The 19,500-nt window shown below is 71.3% G+C and carries 12 protein-coding genes; 3 read left to right on the forward strand and 9 right to left on the reverse strand.

Annotation, left to right across the window (positions count from 1 at the left end; all coding sequences use genetic code 11):
- Positions 1 to 3: 3 nt before the first annotated feature.
- Together OO52_RS15590 and OO52_RS15595 are read left to right on the forward strand one after the other, a co-directional pair.
- Entirely contained in the window at positions 4 to 978 is a 975-nt protein-coding gene (locus OO52_RS15590) for an ABC transporter ATP-binding protein (protein ID WP_030644438.1), read from the forward strand.
- Positions 971 to 1,999 (forward strand): ABC transporter ATP-binding protein, encoded by a 1,029-nt coding sequence (locus tag OO52_RS15595; RefSeq protein WP_030644440.1) that lies wholly within the window; start codon positions 971 to 973, stop codon positions 1,997 to 1,999. Before OO52_RS15590 ends, OO52_RS15595 begins: the two co-directional genes overlap by 8 nt.
- A 304-nt stretch (positions 2,000 to 2,303) precedes the next feature.
- Here the strand turns inward: OO52_RS15595 and OO52_RS15600 are convergent, their stop codons facing one another.
- The 7 genes from OO52_RS15600 to OO52_RS15630 form a co-directional block, all read right to left on the reverse strand.
- Positions 2,304 to 3,668 carry a ParB/RepB/Spo0J family partition protein gene (locus OO52_RS15600; protein ID WP_037629044.1) on the reverse strand — a complete coding sequence of 455 codons (1,365 nt, stop codon included), beginning with the start codon at positions 3,666 to 3,668 and terminating at the stop codon, positions 2,304 to 2,306.
- Entirely contained in the window at positions 3,665 to 4,918 is a 1,254-nt protein-coding gene (locus OO52_RS15605; protein WP_030644444.1) for a ParA family protein, read from the reverse strand. The genes OO52_RS15600 and OO52_RS15605 overlap by 4 nt, the downstream gene beginning before the upstream one ends.
- 221 nt (positions 4,919 to 5,139) lie before the next feature.
- Entirely contained in the window at positions 5,140 to 8,160 is a 3,021-nt protein-coding gene (locus OO52_RS15610) for an alpha-mannosidase (RefSeq protein ID WP_030644446.1), read from the reverse strand.
- A 66-nt stretch (positions 8,161 to 8,226) separates the two neighbouring features.
- Positions 8,227 to 9,498, reverse strand: coding sequence for a glycoside hydrolase 5 family protein (locus tag OO52_RS15615; protein ID WP_106971993.1), 1,272 nt, complete (start codon positions 9,496 to 9,498; stop codon positions 8,227 to 8,229).
- A gap of 33 nt (positions 9,499 to 9,531) precedes the next feature.
- Positions 9,532 to 10,470: a carbohydrate ABC transporter permease gene (locus OO52_RS15620; protein WP_030644450.1), complete on the reverse strand. Its 939-nt coding sequence runs from the start codon at positions 10,468 to 10,470 to the stop codon at positions 9,532 to 9,534.
- Positions 10,467 to 11,378: a carbohydrate ABC transporter permease gene (locus OO52_RS15625; RefSeq protein ID WP_030644452.1), complete on the reverse strand. Its 912-nt coding sequence runs from the start codon at positions 11,376 to 11,378 to the stop codon at positions 10,467 to 10,469. Before OO52_RS15625 ends, OO52_RS15620 begins: the two co-directional genes overlap by 4 nt.
- Positions 11,379 to 11,384: 6 nt before the next feature.
- Complete coding sequence (locus tag OO52_RS15630) at positions 11,385 to 12,680, reverse strand: ABC transporter substrate-binding protein (RefSeq protein WP_030644454.1); 1,296 nt, start codon at positions 12,678 to 12,680, stop codon at positions 11,385 to 11,387.
- Between the two features lie 282 nt (positions 12,681 to 12,962).
- On the opposite strand from OO52_RS15630, the gene OO52_RS15635 reads away from it, so the two are divergent.
- Positions 12,963 to 13,973 carry a LacI family DNA-binding transcriptional regulator gene (locus OO52_RS15635; RefSeq protein ID WP_420711391.1) on the forward strand — a complete coding sequence of 337 codons (1,011 nt, stop codon included), beginning with the start codon at positions 12,963 to 12,965 and terminating at the stop codon, positions 13,971 to 13,973.
- 791 nt (positions 13,974 to 14,764) lie between these two features.
- Here OO52_RS15635 and OO52_RS15640 read toward each other — a convergent pair.
- A complete protein-coding gene (locus OO52_RS15640; protein ID WP_030644458.1) occupies positions 14,765 to 15,820 on the reverse strand; it encodes a class I SAM-dependent methyltransferase in 1,056 nt (351 codons plus the stop codon).
- Positions 15,821 to 16,004: 184 nt separating this feature from the next.
- Positions 16,005 to 19,373 (reverse strand): S8 family serine peptidase, encoded by a 3,369-nt coding sequence (locus OO52_RS15645; protein ID WP_030644460.1) that lies wholly within the window; start codon positions 19,371 to 19,373, stop codon positions 16,005 to 16,007.
- Positions 19,374 to 19,500 lie beyond the last annotated feature (127 nt).

Raw genomic sequence — 19,500 nt, forward strand, 5'->3', positions numbered from 1 at the left:
GTCATGCTGCTCGAAGTGCGTGACCTGCACGTGGAGTTCCGGACCCGGGACGGGGTCGCCAAAGCGGTCAACGGCGTGTCCTACGGCGTCGACGCGGGCGAGACCCTCGCGGTGCTCGGCGAATCGGGGTCGGGCAAGTCGGTGACCGCCCAGGCCGTGATGGGCATCCTCGACACACCGCCGGGCCGGATCACCGGCGGCCAGATCCTCTTCCAGGGCAAGGACCTGCTGAAGCTGAAGGAGAGCGAGCGGCGCCGGGTGCGCGGCGCGCAGGTGGCGATGATCTTCCAGGACGCGCTGTCGTCGCTCAATCCGGTGCTGCCGGTGGGGGACCAGCTCGGCGAGATGTTCGTGGTGCACCGGGGGATGTCGAAGAAGGACGCGCGGGCCAGGGCCGTCGAGCTGATGGACCGGGTGCGGATCCCGGCGGCGAAGGAGCGGGTCGGGCAGTACCCGCACCAGTTCTCCGGCGGCATGCGCCAGCGCATCATGATCGCGATGGCGCTCGCGCTGGAACCGGCCCTGATCATCGCCGACGAGCCCACCACCGCGCTGGACGTGACGGTGCAGGCCCAGGTGATGGACCTGCTCGCGGAGCTGCAGCGCGAGTACCGGATGGGACTGATCCTCATCACGCACGACCTGGGCGTGGTCGCGGACGTGGCGGACCGGATCGCGGTGATGTACGCGGGCCGGATCGTGGAGCAGGCACCGGTGCACGACATCTACAAGACGCCCGCCCACCCCTACACCAGGGGTCTGCTGGAGTCGATCCCGCGCCTGGACGCCAAGGGCCGGGAGCTGTACGCCATCAAGGGTCTGCCGCCCAACCTCATGGACATCCCGCCGGGCTGCGCCTTCCACCCGCGGTGCCCGATGGCCCGGGACGTGTGCCGTACCGACGCACCCGCCCCGCAGCAGGTGGGCGACCACCGGGTGAGTGCTTGCCACTTCTGGAGGGAGTGCCTCGATGTCTGAGCCGATCCTGGAAGTCAGCGGGCTCGTCAAGCACTATCCGCTCACCCAGGGCATCCTGGTCAGGAAGCAGGTCGGTGCCGTCAGGGCCGTCGACGGCGTCGACTTCACCCTCGACAAGGGGGAGACCCTCGGCATCGTGGGGGAGTCGGGCTGCGGCAAGTCCACGGTCGCCAAGATGCTGGTCAGCCTGGAGCGGCCGACGGCCGGCGCAATCCGGTACAAGGGCGAGGACATCACCAGGCTCTCGGGCCGGGCCCTGAAGGCCGTACGCCGCAACATCCAGATGGTGTTCCAGGACCCGTACACCTCCCTCAACCCCCGCATGACGGTGGGCGACATCGTCGGGGAGCCGTACGAGATCCACCCCGAGGCGGCCCCGAAGGGCGACCGGCGCCGCAGGGTCCAGGAACTCCTCGACGTCGTCGGCCTCAACCCCGAGTACATCAACCGCTACCCCCACCAGTTCTCCGGCGGCCAGCGCCAGCGCATCGGCATCGCCCGCGGTCTGGCGCTGCGCCCGGAGATCATCGTGGCCGACGAGCCGGTCTCGGCGCTCGACGTCTCCGTCCAGGCGCAGGTCATCAACCTGCTCGACCGGCTGCAGAGCGAGTTCGACCTGTCGTACCTCTTCATCGCGCACGACCTGTCGATCGTGCGGCACATCTCCGACCGGGTCGCGGTGATGTACCTCGGGCGGATCGTGGAGACCGGCACCGACGCCGAGATCTACGACCGTCCCACCCACCCCTACACCCAGGCGCTGCTGTCCGCCGTGCCCGTCCCGGACCCGGAGGCCAGGGATGACCGGGAGCGGATCATCCTCACCGGAGACGTGCCCTCCCCGACGAACATCCCCTCCGGCTGCCGGTTCCGCACCCGCTGCTGGAAGGCCCGCGAACGCTGCGCCGTCGACGTCCCCGTGCTCGCGGTCCCGGAGCCGTTCCGGCACACGACCGGCCCCACCGCCCACGCCTCCGCCTGCCACTTCGCCGAGGAGTGGACAACCGGGCCTGCCGTGTAGGGACTTCCTCATCCCGTCCGCGTCCCGATCGTGGGGTGTGCCCCATGGCGGCGGAGGCCGTGCGGCGGGAGAGTGGAGGTGTTCGGTTCGGACGTTCGGTTCACATGTGATCCGGGCCGTGCCGGATCCCGGCGATCGGACACACCTGACCGCCTAGGACCATGTGTGGCGCAGCGGCCCCGTCCCCCCGGGGGCTGACCGCCACCTTCCCCGCGGTGCGGGCCCGGTGTCTGCGGCACCGGGCCCGCACCCACGTCGGCCGGTCCGTCGGACAACGGAGCGGGGCGGACCGGGGCCCACCGGTTCAGTCGACCTGGGCGGTGGCCTGGTCGGCGAGGCGCTGCGCGAGTTCGCCCAGCCGGGCGGGGTCGCGCTTGAGTGCCCAGACGCCCAGGAAGTCGATGAGGTCGAAGAACGTGTCGTCGCTCTCGATCTTCCGGTCCAGCAGCATCGCGAGGGAGCCAGGCTCGTCGTACGGCAGGGTCCGGGCGGCCTGCCCGTTGGCGGCCGGGGTCGGGGCGCCGCCGGAGGGGGCGGCGGCCGTGGCCGCAGGGGCGAGGGGCGGGACCGGCTTCGACGGCACCGGGGAGGGGACGGCGGGTGACGCCTCCGCTTCCGGGCCCGCCTCGACGCTGCCCACCGGTGCCGGCGGCGCCTGGACGGTGTCGGCGGCGGCTGCCGGGATCCGTGGTGCCTGGACCGTCTCGGCGGTGGGTGCCTGGGCCCGTGGTGCCTGGACCGTCTCGGCGGTCGCCGGTGCCGGCGGCTGGACGGTGCCGGAGGCGGCTGCCTGGGGCGGCGGCGCCTGGACCGGTACCGTCGGCGGTTCGTCGCGCACCGCCGGCGCCGCGGCCTCGGTGACCTGTCCGGCACCGGACACGGCCGGGTAGCCGTGCTCGGCCGCGCCGGAGTCGGCCGCCGCCGATTCCGCCTGGCGAGCGACCTTGCGGGCCGCCTTCTCCGCCTCCTTGCGGGCGCGTTCGGCCTTGAGCGCTTCGAGTGCCGCCATCTGCTGGTCGGCCGGCTTGTTGCCGACGGCGCGCAGCAGGTCGATGGGCTCCTGGCCGATCCGCGCCTGGAGTTCGGGGGTGAGCGTGAGCAGCGCCAGCCGTTGCGACACCCAGCCCTGGGAGCGGTGCAGCCGCTTGGCCAGTGCCGTCTGGCTGCCGTGGATGGCGAGCAGCCGCTGGAGGGCCCGGGCCTCGTCGAGTTCCTCCAGGTCCTGCCGGTGGATGTTCGCGACCAGCGCGGATTCGAGCAGCTCCTCCGACGTGCTGCCCTGCTCGTCGCTCACCATGACCTTGACGGTGGCGAGGCCGGCCTCGCGGGCGGCGGCCAGGCGGCTGCTGCCGTCGATGACGACATGGGTGGTGTTCGGCTCCAGGTCGCCCGCACGGTCCGGGTTGGCCGCGAGATAGGCGTCGCGGTTCATGACCGTGATGGCCTGCTTCTGGCCGTGGGTCCTCAGGCTGCCCGCGAGGTCGGTCAGATCGCCCAGCTGCGAGCGGGGGTTGTCCGGGTTGGGGCTGATCTGGTGGACGGGCAGCTCGTTGGGCGGAGCCACGCCCTCGGTCGGCACTCCGGTCGCGGCGGCCACGGCCTGCCGGCGTGCGCTGACGGGCCGGGCGCCGCCGAAACGTCCGGCGCCCAGCTGGTCGGCCTTGCTCATGAGATCTCCCGGGCCAGTGCGCGCATCCCGATGGCCTGCTGTGACTTGGGGGCGTAGGACAGCAGGGGCTGTTTCATGCGGACCGCTTCCTTCTGTTCCTTCAGGTCGCCGATCAGTCCCACCACCCTCGGATCCTTTATGTCGACCCAGCCTTGGAGCGAGGAGGTGGCGATGTAGCCGCGGCGCGAGTCGTACAGGTTGACGACGATACCGAGGTAGTCGATGTCGATCTGGAGGTCGTCGCGCAGGTCGTCGATCTGCGTGGTGAGCAGTTCGTAGGCGTCGGCCGAACTGTCCTCGGCCTGCACGACGATGAGCGCACCGGACTGACCGGGCTTCTCGCCGTCGCGCCGCCTGCCGTAGTAGGCGGCGGCGTCCATGCTGAGGCCCAGGCTGGGCGGGCAGTCGACGATGATGACGTCGTAGTCCGCCTCCAGCGGGGCGAGCGCCCGCTCCAGCGCGGCCTCGCGGGCGCGTACGGCGGACAGCCGCACGTCGAGGAGGAAGGCGTCGTTGCAGGCGGGCAGCAGGTGCAGCCGGTCGCCGAAGGTCTCCTCGTCGATGGGCACGATGAGGTCGCGCAGGTCGCCCTTGGGGTCGCCCGCCATGTGGTTGGTGAGGCTGTCGCCGTTCATCGGCAGGGGGGCGGCGCCGAGCTGGTTGGTGAGGTGGCACTGGGGGTCGAAGTCCACCAGCAGGACCCGCATGCCGAGGCCGGGCAGGTTCTCGATCTCCAGGGGCTCGTCCTCGCCCTCCTCGGCCTCGCTGGCCCGCAGTGCCTTGGCGAGCGCCTTCGACACGCGCACGGCGTGCAGGGCGTTGGGGGACTCGGCGAGCGCCTCGCCGACGCCGGCCGTGATGGCGGTCTTGCCCACCCCGCCCTTCTGGTTGCAGACGATGATGCGCCGGGTGACGCTGGGCCGCTCGACGTCGGGCGCCGGGTTGGAGTCCAGCCACAGCTTGACGGACTGGGCGAGTCCCTGGATGAGGGAGACGCTGCGGTCCGCCGCCACCTTCCGGAACGTCTCCCACTGTCCGGGCGGGAGGAAGGTGGAGAAGGAGTCGGCGCCCGCGGTGTCGACGGGTTCGGTGGCCGAGGCGAGGGCGCACCAGTCCCTGATGCCCTGTTCCACGGCCGTCTGGATCTCGATGCCGTGCTGGGCGGCTCTGACTTTCAGGTCCTGCCGTAGCTGTCCCGGCAGCTTGGAGACGACCTTGTCGCGGTCGCCGGAGGAGGCTGGAGAACTCATGGGGGTACCTTACTAACGCTCGTGATCGTTCGCGTCGCCGACACGTTAGTTAAGCCGACTGCCTGACGGCCCGTACGGCCCGTCACGACGGCCCGGGGACGTCGTTCGCGCGCCATGTCCCCGGAGGGGCAACGGAGTTCGCCGACCCAGGGACCGTTCTCCCCGCACCGACCGCGGCGCCGGCCGCGACCCGTGTCGGGCCGCGGCCGGCGCCGCGTCGCTCAGGCCCGCCGCAGTCGCAGCGTCACCAGCTCGAACGGCCGCAGCCGTACGGTGATCCGGTCGCCGTCCCGGTCCGGGGCGGTCGCGGTGGACACCGGGCGCTCCAGCAGGTCCGTCACCGTCACCTCCGCGACCTCGAAGCCGGCCGTGAGCGTGGCCCGCGCCCGGCCGCCGTGCGCCTCGTGGAAGCGGACCACCACGTCCCCGCTGCCGTCGTCGGCGAGCTTCACCGCCGTGAGCACGACCGCGTCGTCGTCCACGGTGACCAGCGGAGCGACCTCGTGGGCGCCGGTCAGACGCCGTTCCGGCAGATTGACGCGCCAGCCCTCGCGCACCGCGTCCCCGATCCCGGCGCCGGGCACCAGGGCGTGCCGGAAGCGGTGGACGCCCTGGTCGGTCTCCGGGTCGGGGAAGCGAGGGGCACGCAGCAACGACACCCGGACCGTCGTGGTCGTACCGCGGTCGCCGTCGGACCGCACGGTCCGGGTCACGTCATGGCCGTACGTCGAGTCGTTGACGACGGCGACGCCCCAGCCGGGCTCCTCCAGGTGGACGAAGCGGTGGTTGCAGGCCTCGAACTTGGCCGCCTCCCACGAGGTGTTGGTGTGGGTCGGCCGGTGGAAGTGCCCGAACTGCGTCTCGGAGGCGTACCGCTCGGCGTGCAGGTCCAGCGGGAAGGCCAGCTTGAGGAACTTCTCCGTCTCGTGCCAGTCGACCTCGGTGTCGATGACCAGCCGCCGCTCGTCCGCCCGCAGCGACAGCACCTGGGTGACCCGGGAGTCGCCGAAGGCCCGGACGACCCGCACCGACGCCCCGTCGTCGCCCGGCAGCACCGACTCGGCGTCGGTGAGGTCGGTGACGGTGTTGCGGTAGAACTCGTCGACGTCCCAGGCGTCCCACATGTTCGGGAAGTCGGGGTGCAGCTGGAGCAGGTTGGCGGCCCGCCCCGGCGCGACCGTCTCCCGGCCGGCCGCGATGTCGTACGCCGACACCACCAGGCCCCGGGCGTCGACCTCGATCCGCAGCAGACCGTTGTCCAGCGTGAACCCACCGCTCGCGCGCGCCGTGAGCGTGGTGCCGCCGGTCACGGCCGGGGTCGCGGCGCCGCCCGCCGGGACACCGTGACGGGCGTGCGGGGCCGCGTTGAAGACCAGCTCGGTGCCGCCCTCGCCGGCCAGGGCACGCTGGGCGCCCTCGATGATCGCGGTCAGCTCGGCGGCGACGCGGTCGTACGTCGCCCGTGCCTCCCGGTGCACCCAGGCGATGGACGAGCCCGGCAGGATGTCGTGGAACTGGTGCAGCAGGACCGTCTTCCAGATCCGGTCCAGCTCCTCGTAGGGGTAGGGGAAGCCGGTGCGCACGGCCGCGGTGGCCGCCCACAGCTCCGCCTCGCGCAGCAGGTGCTCGCTGCGCCGGTTGCCCTGCTTGGTCTTGGCCTGGCTGGTGAGGGTGGCGCGGTGCAGTTCGAGGTACAGCTCGCCCACCCAGACCGGCGGCTCGGGATACTCGGCCTCGGCCTTCTCGAAGAACGCGCGCGGGGTCTCCCACTCGACGGTCGCCGAGCCTTCGAGGTCGCGCAGCCGGGCCGCCTTGGCGACCATCTCGCGGGTGGTGCCGCCGCCTCCGTCACCCCAGCCGGTGGGCGCGAGCGAGTGCCGGGCCCGGCCCTTGTCCTTGAAGTTCTTCGCCGCGTGGGCGATCTCGCTGCCCTTCATGGAGCAGTTGTAGGTGTCGACGGGCGGGAAGTGCGTGAAGATCCGGGTGCCGTCGATGCCCTCCCACTGGAAGGTGTGGTGGGGGAACTTGTTCGTCTGCGACCAGGAGATCTTCTGCGTCAGCAGCCACTTGGAGCCGGCCGCCTTGATGATCTGCGGCAGGCCCGCGGCGAAGCCGAAGGTGTCGGGCAGCCAGGCCTCCTCGTTCTCGACGCCGAACTCTTCGAGGAAGAACCGCTTGCCGTGCACGAACTGCCGGGCCATCGCCTCCGAACCGGGCATGTTGGTGTCCGACTCCACCCACATCCCGCCGGCCGGCACGAACCGGCCCTCCGCGACGGCCTTCTTCACCCGCGCCCACACCTCGGGCCGGTGCTCCTTCACCCACGCCCACTGCTGCGCCTGGGACATGGCGAAGACGAACTCCGGCTCGTCCTCGATCAGCGCGGTCATGTTGGACGTCGTACGGGCCACCTTGCGCACCGTCTCCCGCAGCGGCCACAGCCAGGCGGAGTCGATGTGCGCGTGCCCGACGGCGCTGATGCGGTGCGCGGACGGCACGGCGGGGGCCGACAGGACGCCGGTGAGCTGCTGCCGGGCCCGGTCCGCCGTGCCGTTCACGTCCTGGAGGTCGACCGCGTCCAGCGCCCGGTCGACGGCGCGCAGGATGTCCCAGCGGCGCGCGGAGTCCACCGGCAGCTCGGCCATCAGCTCGCCGAGCACCTCCAGGTCCAGCACCAGCTGCCACACGGTCTCGTCGAACACGGCGAGGTCCATGCGGGTCAGGGTGTACTGCGGCTCGCTGCCGGCGGTCTCCTTGTCGCCCAGCTGGGTCGGCAGGAAGGGGTGGTAGTCCAGGATGACCGGGTTGGAGGCCGCCTCGATGTGCAGCCGCACCTCCTCGCCGCCCGCCACGGGCGCCCCGATCCGCACCCACTGGTTGCGCGGGTTCAGGCCCTTCACCGGCGTGCCGTCGGGCCGGTAGACCAGGCCCTCGCACTGGAAACCGGGCATGTTCTCGTCGAAGCCGAGGTCCAGCAGGGCCTCGACGGTCCTGCCCGCCCACGCCTGCGGCACGGTGCCCGTCACCCGGAACCAGCTGGTGCCCCACGGAGCACCCCACCGGGCGCCCACCTCGATCGGCTCGGGTTCGGCGGCCAGGCCCTCCGCGACCGGCACCGGCTCCCCGGGCGCGTGCCACACCGCTACCTGGAGCGGTACGGACTCGGGGTACACGGCGGGGCGGATGCGTTCGTCGAGGACCCGCTTGAGGCGGGCTTCCACCAGAGTGCGGTCGTCATGCATGCGGGATGCTCCGTTGGTCGTACGTGAAGAGGCTGGTTACCAGGGTGGGTGACGGGCGCGGGTGTTTCACGCGGAATCGGACGCCCGCGCCGTTCCCGCCCCCGCTGCGGGAAGCACCTGCCCGGCCGTGACCACCTCGGTGATGCCACGCGCCCGGAGATGGTCCGCGTCGTCGGCGCGGACGTCGAGGACGGTGGTGGGCCGGGCCCCGTCGGCGGTCAGCCGGAAGAAGGCGTCGTACAGGGCCCCGCCCGGAGCGAGCGCCGTACGCCCCTCGGGATCGGCGGGTACGACGAGGGCGGTCGTGCGCGGTGCCGGGGTGCGGTGGGTCCGGCGGGCCGCGTCGGCGAGCACCCGCGCGATGTCCTTCGGCCGCCGGTCGTTGGTCAGCAGGCCGAGGCTGTACTCCAGCTCCGGGAAGTCCGCCAGGCCGCGCGAGACGTCGTGGGAGCACCACCAGGTGACGCCCCACAGGTTGGGGCAGTCCAGGGCGTTGGCGACGGTCGCCTCGGCGAAGGCGGCCGCGTGCTCGGCGGGCACCAGGGGCGCGGGGGCGCCGACCTCCTGGAGCCACACCGGCCGGTGCGGGTCGTCCGCCCACGCCTTGCTCAGCTCGACCAGGTAGGCGGCGTGGTGCTCGCTGGGTACGGAGGTACGGCCGTGACGCTGGGCGGTGCCGTTGAACACCCAGGAGTGGACCGCGGTGACGCCGCCGTACCGGGCGGCCTGCGCCGGGGTGAACGGCATGTCGTGCTGGTACCAGGTGGCGTCGTACTCGGCGTGCAGGTGCAGCCGGCCGGGGGCGCCCTCCTCGCACGCGGCGAGCATGCGCTCCAGCCAGGTGTCGATCTGCTCGGGCGTGGCCCGGTCGGGGTCGGGATGGGGATCGGCGCTGAACTGGTTGACCTCGTTGCCGACGGTCATGCCGATGAAGTTGGGCCGGTCGGCGAGGGCGGCGGCGAGGGTGCGCAGGTAGGCGGCCTGACCGTCGATGACGTCGGGGTCGGTGAACAGGTTGCGGCGGTGCCAGGTGCGGGTCCAGGCGGGCAGGAAGTCGAAGCTGGACAGGTGGCCCTGGAGGCCGTCCACGTTCACGTCCAGGCCGCGTTCGGCGGCGGCGTCGGCGAGGGTCACGAGCTGCTCCACCGCTCGCGGCCGGATGAGGGCCCGGTTCGGCTGGAAGTACGGCCACAGCGGGAAGACCCGGACGTGGTCCAGGCCGAGCGCGGCGATCGAGTCCAGGTCGGCGCGTACGGAGTCGAGGTCGAAGTCGAGCCAGTGGTGGAACCACCCTTCGCTGGGGGTGTAGTTGACGCCGAAGCGCACGGCAGGGGGCATGCGGATGTCCTTGAGCTGGGGGGTGGCGGGGGCTCAGCCCTTGACGGCGCCCTCGCCCACGCCGCGGAAGAAGTACCGCTGGAGGCAGGCGAAGAGGACGATGAGCGGAGCCACGGCGATGATCGTTCCCGCGGCGACCAGGCGCTGGTCGTTGGCGAAGGTGCCGTGCAGGTAGTTCAGGCCGACGGTGAGGGTGAACTTGGACGGGTCGCCGAGCACGATCAACGGCCACAGGAAGTCGTCCCAGGCGCCCATGAAGGCGAAGATCGCGACGACCGCGAGGGTGCCCCTGACGGACGGCAGCGCGATGCGCAGGAACCGCTGCCAGACGTTGGCACCGTCGACGAAGGCGGCCTCCTCGATCTCGTAGGGCAGGCTGAGGAAGGCGTTGCGCATCAGCAGCACGTTCAACGCGCCGACGCAGCCGGGCAGCACCACGCCGATCAGGGTGTTGTTCAGCTCCAGCGACCGCATGGTCGTGAACTGGGCGATGATGATGCTCTCGGCGGGCACCAGCAGCGCCAGGATGAAGACCAGGGTCACGGCGCCGCGGCCCCGGTAGCGCAGCCGGGCCAGGGCGTAGCCGGCGAGGGCGGAGCCGACGCAGTTGGTGACCACGCTGGCGACGGCGACCTTCAGGGAGTTCAGGGCGTAGTCCCAGACCGGGATGACGTCGGCGACCCGGCTGTAGTTGTGCAGGGTGGGGTGCTCGGGCAGGAACGACGGCGGGGAGCTGTAGATGTCCTCCGTCGGCCCCTTCAGCGAGGTCGACAGCTGCCACAGGAACGGGCCGATCGTCAGGGCCAGCACGGCGAGCAGCATCAGGTAGCGCAGGACGAGTTCCCAGGGCCGTACGCGGCGGCCGGTGTCGTCGGTGAGGCGAGGGCGGCGGCCGGCCCGCCGGGGGGTCCCGGTCGTGGGGTGGCCCGGGCGGGCGGTGTGCTCGCCCGGGGTGCTGAGGGTGTCGGTCATGCCTGGGCCTCGTCCTTCCGGTCCGCGCGCAGCACCAGCAGCATCAGCACCACGGTGATCAGGAAGACCACCACGGAGATGGCGGAGGCGTAGCCGACCCGGCCGGTCAGGCCGGTGCCGGTGCGCTGCACGAGCATGACCAGGGTCGTGTCCTCGCCGCCCGGTCCGCCGGTCGGGTTCGCGATCAGGTACACCTCGGAGAACACCTTGAAGGCGGAGACCGAGGAGAGCGCGGCCACCAGGACCATCGTGGACCGCAGGGCGGGCACGGTGACGCTGAGGAAGCGGCGGACCGCGCCCGCGCCGTCCACGGCGGCGGCCTCGTGCAGTTCACGCGGCACGTTCGCGAGCGCCGCCAAGTAGACGATCATGTAGTAGCCGAGGCCCTTCCACACCGTGACCGCCATGGCGCTGAGCAGGATCAGCCACTGGTCGCTGAGGAACCCGACCGGCCCGGCGCCCAGGGTCTCCAGCAGCGAGTTGATCAGACCGCGATCGTCCAGCAGCCACACCCAGATCAGGCCGACGACCACGATCGAGGCCACGACCGGGGTGTAGAAGGCGGACCGGAAGAAGGCGATGCCGGGGATGTGCTTCTGCACCAGCAGCGCGAGCAGCAACGGCAGGATCACCAGCGCCGGGACGACTCCGACGACGTACAGCGTGCTGTTGCGCAGGGCGACCCAGAACTGGTCGTCGTGGAGCATCTCACGGTAGTTGGCGAGACCGACGAAGTGACCCGGGATCAGGGTGCGACGGTCGGTGAAGGAGTTCACCACGGTCGACACGAACGGGTACAGCACGAACGCGGCGGTGACCAGCAACCCGGGCGCGGCGAACAGCCACGGACTGGTGGGCAGCTGGCGCCGCACCCGGGAGCCCCGGCGAGCAGGGGAGGAGAGGGCCACGGCGGATCAGCCCTGCTTGAGCAGCTGGTCGCAGGCCTTGACAGCGTTGTCGAGCGCCTGCTTGGGGCTCTCCTTGCCCTGGAGCGCCTTGGCGATCTCCTGCTGGAGCGCGGTCTTCATCTGGTCGCTGAACACCACCGGCGTGTAGTTCACGGCCGTCTTCAGCGACTTGGCGGCGGCCACCCGGACCCGGGTCTCGTCGGTGCCGTCCTCCTTGGTGAAGTACGGGTCGTTCAGGGAGCCGGCGGTGCTCGGGAAGATGGCGACCTGCTTGGCGAAGGCCATCTGGTTCTTCGCGTCGGTGACGAAGTGCGCGAAGGCCACGGCCGCGGGCTTCTGCTTGGACTGCGCGTTCACCATCACGTTCTGCACGTACATGTTGACGTGGCCGGTGCTGGTGATCTGGTCGGTGATGCCGATGTTCTTGTACAGGGTCGGCGCCTGCGTCTTGAAGTTCTTCAGGTCCAGCGCGCTGCCGGGGTTCATGGCGACGGCACCGGTGAGGAACTTGTGGCCGGCCGACTCGGGCGTGGCCGTCAGGGCCTGCGGGTCGAGCGCCTTGGCGTCGTACAACTCCTTGTACTTGGTGAGGAGTTCCACACCCTTGGCGTCGTTGAAGGAGAAGGCGGTGCCTTCCTTGTTCACCAGCTGGACGCCGTAGCGGCCGAAGTCCTCGACGGACGGCACGTTGGCGAGGGTGGCGACCTTGCCGTCGGTCTTCTTGGAGATCTGCAGGCCGTCCTCGAACAGTTCGGCGTACGTCTTCGGCGGCTGGTCGGGGTTGAGGCCGGCCTCCTTGAACAGGGCCTTGTTGTAGAACAGCGGCCCGGTGTTCAGGTACCAGGGGAACGCCCAGGTGCCCGGCAGGCCCGGGATGTCGGTGCTGCTCCACGCGCCCGGCAGGTACTCGCTCTTGTACTTCGCCGCCGCCTTGTCCTTGTCCAGGTTCAGGGCGAGCCCGGCCCTGGCGAGCGGGGCGGCCAGGTCGGGGGAGACGTTGACGACGTCGGGCAGCGTGCCGCCGGCCGCCTGCGCGCTGAGCTTGTCGGCGTAGCCCTCGGCGGGCTGGTCGACCCACTTCACGTGGGTGCCCGGGTACTTCTGCTCGAAGTCGGCGATGACGCCCTCGAAGTACGACTTGAAGTTCGCCCTCAGGTTCCAGGTCTGGAAGGTGATGTCGCCCTGGATCTTGCCCGAGGCGTCGCCCGACGAGCTGTCGTCGTTCCCGGAGCCGCAGGCACTCAGCGGCAGCAGGGCCGCGACGGTGACAGCGGTGGCGAGGGTTCTGCGGGATATGCGCACGGCTGGAGGCTCCTTCGGACAGCGGGCCACGGCGACGATGCCGGCCACGGGTTCAGGGGCAGACATTGCATCCTTCGGCGGAAAAATGTCAATGGATCGCGGCGAAAACTTGCTCAGGCTGAAGAAACTCGCAGGTCAGAGCGTTGAGTAAAGGCGGGGCAGGGACCTTGCCGCTGACCGCTAATGCGCTTTAGGCTGGTCTAGCTCAAGCGCATTAGTGCTCAGTGGCAGAGAATGGGAGCGGAAGTGGCGGACAAGCGTTCACCGGCGCGCCGGCCGACGATGAAGGACATCGCGCGGCGGGCCGGGGTCTCCGAGAGCGCCGTCTCCTTCGCCCTCAACGACCGGCCCGGCGTCTCCGAGGTGACCCGGGCCCGGGTGCGCCGGGTGGCCGAACAGCTCGGCTGGCGGCCGAGCACCGCCGCGCGCCAGCTGTCCGGCGAGGGCGCGGCCACAGTCGGGTTCGTGCTGGCCCGGCCCGCGCACACCCTCGGTGTGGACTCGTTCTTCCTCCAACTGGTCTCGGGCATCCAGGAGGTGCTGGCCGAACGCCATCTCGGCCTGCTCTTCCAAGTTGTAGAGGACATTGCCGACGAATGCGCGATATACCGGGCCTGGTGGGCCGAGCACCGGGTCGACGGCGTCCTCATGGTCGACCCCCGCACCGACGACCCCCGCCCCGGCCTCCTCGACGAACTCGGCCTGCCCGCGGTGGTGATCGGGGGCGCGCCGGCCGGGCTGAACCCCCGGCTGTCGGCGGTGTGGGCCGACGACGCCGGCGCGATGGCCGCGGTCGTCGGGGAACTGCACGCCCTGGGCCACCGGCGGATCGTGCACATCGCCGGCCTGCCCGGCCTCGCGCACACCCAGCGGCGGATGCGCAGCCTGCGGGCCGAGGCCGAACGGCGCGGCCTGACCGAGGTCCGCTCGGTGACCACCGACTACTCGGACGCCGAGGGGGCCGCCGTCACCCACCGGGTCCTGTCCGGACCCGACGCGCCCACCGCGCTCATCTACGACAACGACGTGATGGCGGTCGCCGGGGTGGCCGCCGCGGCCGAACTCGGCTTCTCGGTGCCCGAGGACGTGTCGGTGGTCGCGTGGGAGGACTCCGCGCTGTGCCGGATGGTCAAGCCCTGGCTGTCCGCGCTGTCCCGGGACAGCGTGGCCTTCGGCCGCACCGCCGCGCGAGAGCTGCTCTGGCTGCTGGACGGGTCCTCACCGGGCACGGTCCAGGTACCGCTCCCGAAACTGATCGCCCGCCAGAGCACGGGGCCTGCACGGGGGGAGTGAGTGCGGGGCGGGGTTCGCCGATCCGGGTGGGGTGCTTGAGCGGGGGGTTGGTACCGCCGGTCCGTGTGGGTGCGGGGCGGGGGCGGGTACGCCAGTGCACGTGGGGGCTTGAATCCAGTACGGTTCCGCCGGTCCCGGTGGGGGCTTGAGTGCGCGCGCCACCACCGCCCCGCCGGTGACCAGCGCGACCGCCAGCCGTTGGGCCGGGGCGAGGGAGTGCGCTGGGCGGGTACCGCCGGTCCGGGTGGGGCGCTTGAACGTGGGGTCGGTACCGCCGGTCCGCGTGGGTGTGTGCGTCGGGGGTGGGTACACCGGTGCGCGTGGGGGTTTGGGCCCAGTGCGGTACCGCGGTCTGGGTGGGGCGCTTGAGTGCGGGGTGGGTACCGCCGGTCCTGGTGCGGTGCGTGGGTCGGGGGCGGGTACGCCGGTGCGCGTCGGGGCTTGAGTTCAGTGCGGTACTGCGATCCGCGTGGGGTGCTTGAGTGCGGGGTTTGTATCGCCGATCCACGCCGGGGGCTTGGGTCGGGGTGGGCACAGCCGGTCCACGTCAGGAGCTGGACGGGTGTGATTTGCTCGCTCGCTGTACGTGTGCCGTCGTAGCGGGCGGGGACGCGGCAAGCGGGGCCGAGCCCCGCACGGTGCCCGGCCCTCTCGCCGCCGGGGTGGCCGGGGGAGTGGCCCGGCCGCCTTCTCCGTCATGTCGCGCCGGCCGGCGGCCCGGCCCACCCGCGCTTGGCCGCGGCGCGGCGCCCTTGTCGGTTACAACCGTCGCCTCGGACTGGACGGCCTTCTCAACGCTTGACGTCGTAGATGCGGTTGGTGGGGGTCTCGACGGCGAGCCGCCAGCCGTGCAGACCCACCTCGGCGGCGATCGCCTGGAGGGCTTCCGGCCCCGGGTGGTTGCCGAGCGCGTGCGGGCCGCCCTGCGACATGGCCGCCGGCAGGCACAGGACAGCCGAGGTGGAGGCGAAGGACCGGCCGATCGGGTTGATGTTCTCCCCGGGCTCGGCCGACACGTTCGGCTCGACGACGAGGCAGCTTCCGTCGTCCGCGAGGGCCTTCTCGGCGCGCTGGAGTGCCGCACCGGGATCGCCGAGATCGTGGAGGCAGTCGAGGAACGTGATGAGGTCGTAGTCGCCACCGGGGAAGTCCTGCGCGGCGGCGACCTCGAAGGTCACCCGGTCGGCGACGCCCTCGTCCTCGGCCAGCTTGCGGGCCGTTTCGATGGAGGGCTCGTGGAAGTCGAAGCCGTGGAAGCGGGACTGCGGAAAGGCCTTTGCCATGAGCACCGTCGAGTGGCCGAAGCCGCATCCCACGTCGGCGACCGAGGCGCCTCGCCGGAGCTTGGCCTCGACGCCCTCCAGGGCGGGCAGCCATTCCTGGACGAGGACCGCGTCGTATCCGGGCTTGAAGAAGGCGGCGACGCCCTCCGCCAGTTCCGGCCCGTAGTCCCGCCAGCTCACGCCGCCACCGTCGCGGTACGCGTCCGCCAGTGCCGCTTCGGCGCCGTAGAGGGCCTTCAGCATGGTGAAGCCACCGCCGACATACGTCGGCAGGGAGGAGTCGGCCAGTACCGCCGCGTGCTCTTCCGGAAGGACATACGTGTTGGTCCGCGGGTCGTGCACCACATACGCACCGGCGACCTGCGCCGCCAGCCACTCCCGGACGTACCGCTCGACGAGTCCCGTCTTCTCGGCCAGCTCGTCCGAGGTGAGCGCCCCCGCACCCGACATCGCCCGGTACAGCCCGAGGCGGACGCCCAGAGACGTCGACACCCCCGCGAAGGCGGCCGCCTGGTCGGCGACCACCCGCTCCAGGAACTCCATCACGCGATTCTCATCCGACATGTGCACGTACTTCCGTCCGGCGCCGCCGCGAAGCGGCCGCGCTGCTGAGGGCAGGTGGTGGCGAGGAAAAACCTCTCATTCTGCAAACGTGTCGGAGTTCCTCCTGGTTCACACCGCCCGCCGGACAGGCTGCCGGCCGGGGCGGTGTCGCCGCCCCGGCCGGGTCATGAGGAGGGTCGGCGGGTCACCGGGTGATGAGGTAGGCCCGTTCGATCGTCTGGACCAGCGTGTTGCCCTGGGCGTCGGTCAGCCTGGCCCGCAGGGACACGGAGCCTGCCGTGGCCGGGTGCTTCAGCGACAGGTGGGTGCCGCCGACGGCCTCGGCGGGCTGCCAGGTGTTCCCCTCGTCGTACGACACCTCGAAGGCGAGCTTCCTGGGCTGCTGCCCGGCGGCGGCACCCTCGATGCGGAACGGCACGTCGAACCTCTGACCGGCCTTCGCGGTGCTGGCCAGGGTCAGCCTGGGGTGGAAGCGCACCACGGACAGCGGCAGCGCGGACCAGGCGCCCTCGGGTGTCTCGTGGGAGCGGAAGGTCCATTCCGTCCTGACACGGGTGCTGACCGGCGTGCTCGCCGGGTCACGGGAGGTGTCCAGGGTCAGCTTGTACGCGCTGTCCCCGGCGGGAACGGTGTAGGTGGCGACGTCGTCGGTCGGGGAGATGCCGTGCGGGTCGGAGATCTCCTTGCCGTCGGCCTGGAGCGAGGTCTCCGCCGGGGCGCCGGCGATGGTGTTCCAGTGCCCGGCACCGTCGTTGAACTGTGGCAGGTAGGCACTGATGACGTTCCCGTTCCGCGCGATGCCGGGCGTGAACGCGGACGGCGCGGTGCCCGTACCGCCCAGGGCCGGGCCGAAGACGCCGACGTTGAACCGCTCGGCGTACCTCCTGCCGGCCTGGTACGTCCTCGTGCTCCAGAGCTGGGCGTCGGGGCCGTCGCCCGCAAGGACGATGAAGTTCCACTTGATCCTGTCGCCGAGGACGTAGTCGGTGCCGCGCAGCGGGAGGTCCACCGTGACGGGGGAGCCGAGGGAGGTGAACTCTCCGCCGGGTGCGAAGGTCTGGGCCAGGATGTCCGCCCTCTTCCCGGTGGCGGGTGAGCCGACCCGGAGATCGACCGTGGCGAGCTGCTTCCACTCGACCGTGGCGTCGAAGCCGCCCAGCCGGCCGGTGCGTTTCCAGGCCAGATGGTAGTTCACCGGCGTGCCAGTGTCCTGGTGGCTCCAGGTGCCCGAGTACTGGGCGAAGGCCTGGTCCGCGGGCAGGGCGGACCCGAGCTGTCCGACCGTGAAGCTCTGGAAACCGGGGAAGCCGTAACTGACGAGGCCCTTGTCCAGGCCGTCGCCCCGCTGCCAGCCGACGACGAGCCCGGCGTCGATGTTCTTGGCCGTCGGATCGGGCAGGGTGGCCTGGACCGGCCGGGTCTGCCGGGCGTCGATGGTGACGGTGGTGTCCGCGTCCAGCCGCATCCTCGGCTGGAACACCAGCGCGTGGGTGGCGGAGTCGAAGCCCGGGTGGATCATGCCGCTCAGGGAGTAGTCGCCCTTGGGCAGCCGCACCGTGAGTTCGCCGTCCTCCTCGTCGGCGTAGGAGGCGTGGAAGTCGGAGTCGACGCCCTGGACCTCGGTCACGGCGTCACCGGTGGGGCGGCCGTTCTCGTCGATGTGCTTCAGCGTCAGGTCGTACATCTCGACCTCGCGCTCCACCCCGACGGCGGTGCGCACGCTGACCTTGTCGTCGGCCGAGGTGGCGGACACCGAGCCGCCGAACGTGCCGTCGGTGCTCCCGGCCCGGGTGTCGGCCGTGACGTTGGCGCTCGCCTCGCCGCCCGCCGGGACGGTGACCCGCTGCGGCGAGACCGTGAACATGCCTTCGGCGGCGGGCTTGCCGTTCACCGACAGGGCGTCCACGGACAGGTCCAGGGTGACCGGCTCCGTACCCAGGTTGCGGTACGTGAGCTGCTTCGTCACCGGCTTGTCGTCGTCGTGCGGCCACTCCTGCCTGCCGAAGTCGAGCGGTCCCTGGTCGGTGACGACGCTCTGCTCGATCGCCCGGGCGACATCGGTGCGGCCGGTGCCCTGCTGGAAGGAGCTGTACGCGCCCGGCTCGGCGGAACCGGTCAGTACCGCCTTGAGCCGCTCGCCGTCCCAGTCGGGGTGCTGCTGGGCCAGGAGGGCGGCGGCGCCGGCCACGTGCGGGGTCGCCATGGAGGTGCCGTCGAGTGTGATGTAGCCCGGTATGTCGGAGGGGTACGCCCCCTCCAGTCTGCTGCCGGGGGCCGAAGCCGCAGTGATGGCGACACCGGGCGCGGTCAGGTCGGGCTTGACGCCGCTGTCACCGACGCGCGGGCCGCGGCCGGAGAAGTCCGCGAGCCGGTCCGACTTGTCGACGGCGCCCACGGTGAGCGCGGACTCGGCACTGCCCGGGGAGGTGACCGTGTGCTCGCCCTTCCCGTCGTTGCCGGCCGCGATGACGAACAGGGTGTCGGTCTCGGCGGAGAGCCGGTTGACCGCTTCCTCCACCGGGTCGATGCCGGGGGTGTCCTCGCCGCCGAGGCTGAGGTTGACGACGTCGGCGCCCTGGGCCACCGCCCACTCCATGCCCGCGATGACGCCGGACTCCTCGCCCGAGTCGTTGTCGTTGAGCACCTTGCCGTTCAGGATCTTCGCGCCCGGGGCGACGCCCTTGTACGTGCCGCCGGACTTGGCCCCCGTCCCGGCCACGGTGGACGCCACGTGGGTGCCGTGGCCGAAGTGGTCACCGGTGTCCGGGGAGCCGGAGAAGTCCTGCTCCGCGATGACCTGGCCCGCCAGGTCGGGGTGACTCTTGTCGACCCCGGTGTCCAGGACGGCGACCTTGACGCCGGTGCCGTCGTAGCCGGCGGCCCAGGCTGCCGGGGCGCCGATCTGCGGCACGCTCCTGTCGAGGGTGCCCCGGCGCTTGCCGTCCAGCCACACCTTGTCCACCGCCGTGGAAGCGGTGAACTCCGCCCCGGCCCGGGCATCGGCGTCGGTCCGGGCGCCGGTCACGGCGTCCCAGAACTCGGCACCGTTCTTCTTGACGGTGTGCATCGCCGCGCCGTCGATGACGGGCAGCGCACGGTCGATCTCCGCCCCGGCCCGGGTGAACGTGCTCATCGAGCGTTCCTTGCCGTGCCGGAAGGTGACGATGAGGGGCAGGTCGGAGCGGTGCGCGTCGTCGTAGCCGTCCGCCACCAGCTGCGTCACGTCGAAGAGCCGTGCGTCCAGCCTGCCGCCCGCCAGCAGCAGTTCGGCGTCGCCGGGCACGACACGTGTGTGACCGGCGACCTTCCGGACCGAGAACGGCACCCGCTCCCGGCCCTTCGCCCGTTCCACCCCGGTGACCCGGCCGGTGCCGTCCATCATGACCCGGTCACCGGTGATCAGCGTCACCGTCTTCGACGCCTCGGCCGCACCGGTGCCGTTCGCGCCTTGGGCACCGCCCGGTGGTGCCGCGGCGGCTCCGCCGACTAATCCTGAGGTGAGCGCCACGGCGAGGCCGATGGCGCCCGCCAGGTATCCGCTGGGTCTGCGCATGGAAGTAGTCCCTGTCCTTACTCCTTGGAGGAAGCACAGAGACTGGTGCGACGATGTTTTGATCCGATGAGTAAAAGATCTCGATCGCACAAAGCGGCTCGGCATCGTTCACACGCGGATGCCGGCG

Origin of the sequence: Streptomyces flaveolus (assembly GCF_000716535.1) — a bacterium.
GTDB lineage: Bacteria > Actinomycetota > Actinomycetes > Streptomycetales > Streptomycetaceae > Streptomyces > Streptomyces flaveolus_A.

Bases quoted from the DNA above. Each gene is read 5' to 3' on its own strand.
- OO52_RS15590 (WP_030644438.1), top strand. From the start codon at position 4: ATGCTGCTCGAAGTGCGTGACCTGCACGTGGAGTTCCGGACCCGGGAC.
- OO52_RS15595 (WP_030644440.1), top strand. From the start codon at position 971: ATGTCTGAGCCGATCCTGGAAGTCAGCGGGCTCGTCAAGCACTATCCG.
- OO52_RS15600 (WP_037629044.1), bottom strand. From the start codon at position 3,668: ATGAGCAAGGCCGACCAGCTGGGCGCCGGACGTTTCGGCGGCGCCCGG.
- OO52_RS15605 (WP_030644444.1), bottom strand. From the start codon at position 4,918: ATGAGTTCTCCAGCCTCCTCCGGCGACCGCGACAAGGTCGTCTCCAAG.
- OO52_RS15610 (WP_030644446.1), bottom strand. From the start codon at position 8,160: ATGCATGACGACCGCACTCTGGTGGAAGCCCGCCTCAAGCGGGTCCTC.
- OO52_RS15615 (WP_106971993.1), bottom strand. From the start codon at position 9,498: ATGCCCCCTGCCGTGCGCTTCGGCGTCAACTACACCCCCAGCGAAGGG.
- OO52_RS15620 (WP_030644450.1), bottom strand. From the start codon at position 10,470: ATGACCGACACCCTCAGCACCCCGGGCGAGCACACCGCCCGCCCGGGC.
- OO52_RS15635 (WP_420711391.1), top strand. From the start codon at position 12,963: ATGAAGGACATCGCGCGGCGGGCCGGGGTCTCCGAGAGCGCCGTCTCC.
- OO52_RS15640 (WP_030644458.1), bottom strand. From the start codon at position 15,820: ATGTCGGATGAGAATCGCGTGATGGAGTTCCTGGAGCGGGTGGTCGCC.
- OO52_RS15645 (WP_030644460.1), bottom strand. From the start codon at position 19,373: ATGCGCAGACCCAGCGGATACCTGGCGGGCGCCATCGGCCTCGCCGTG.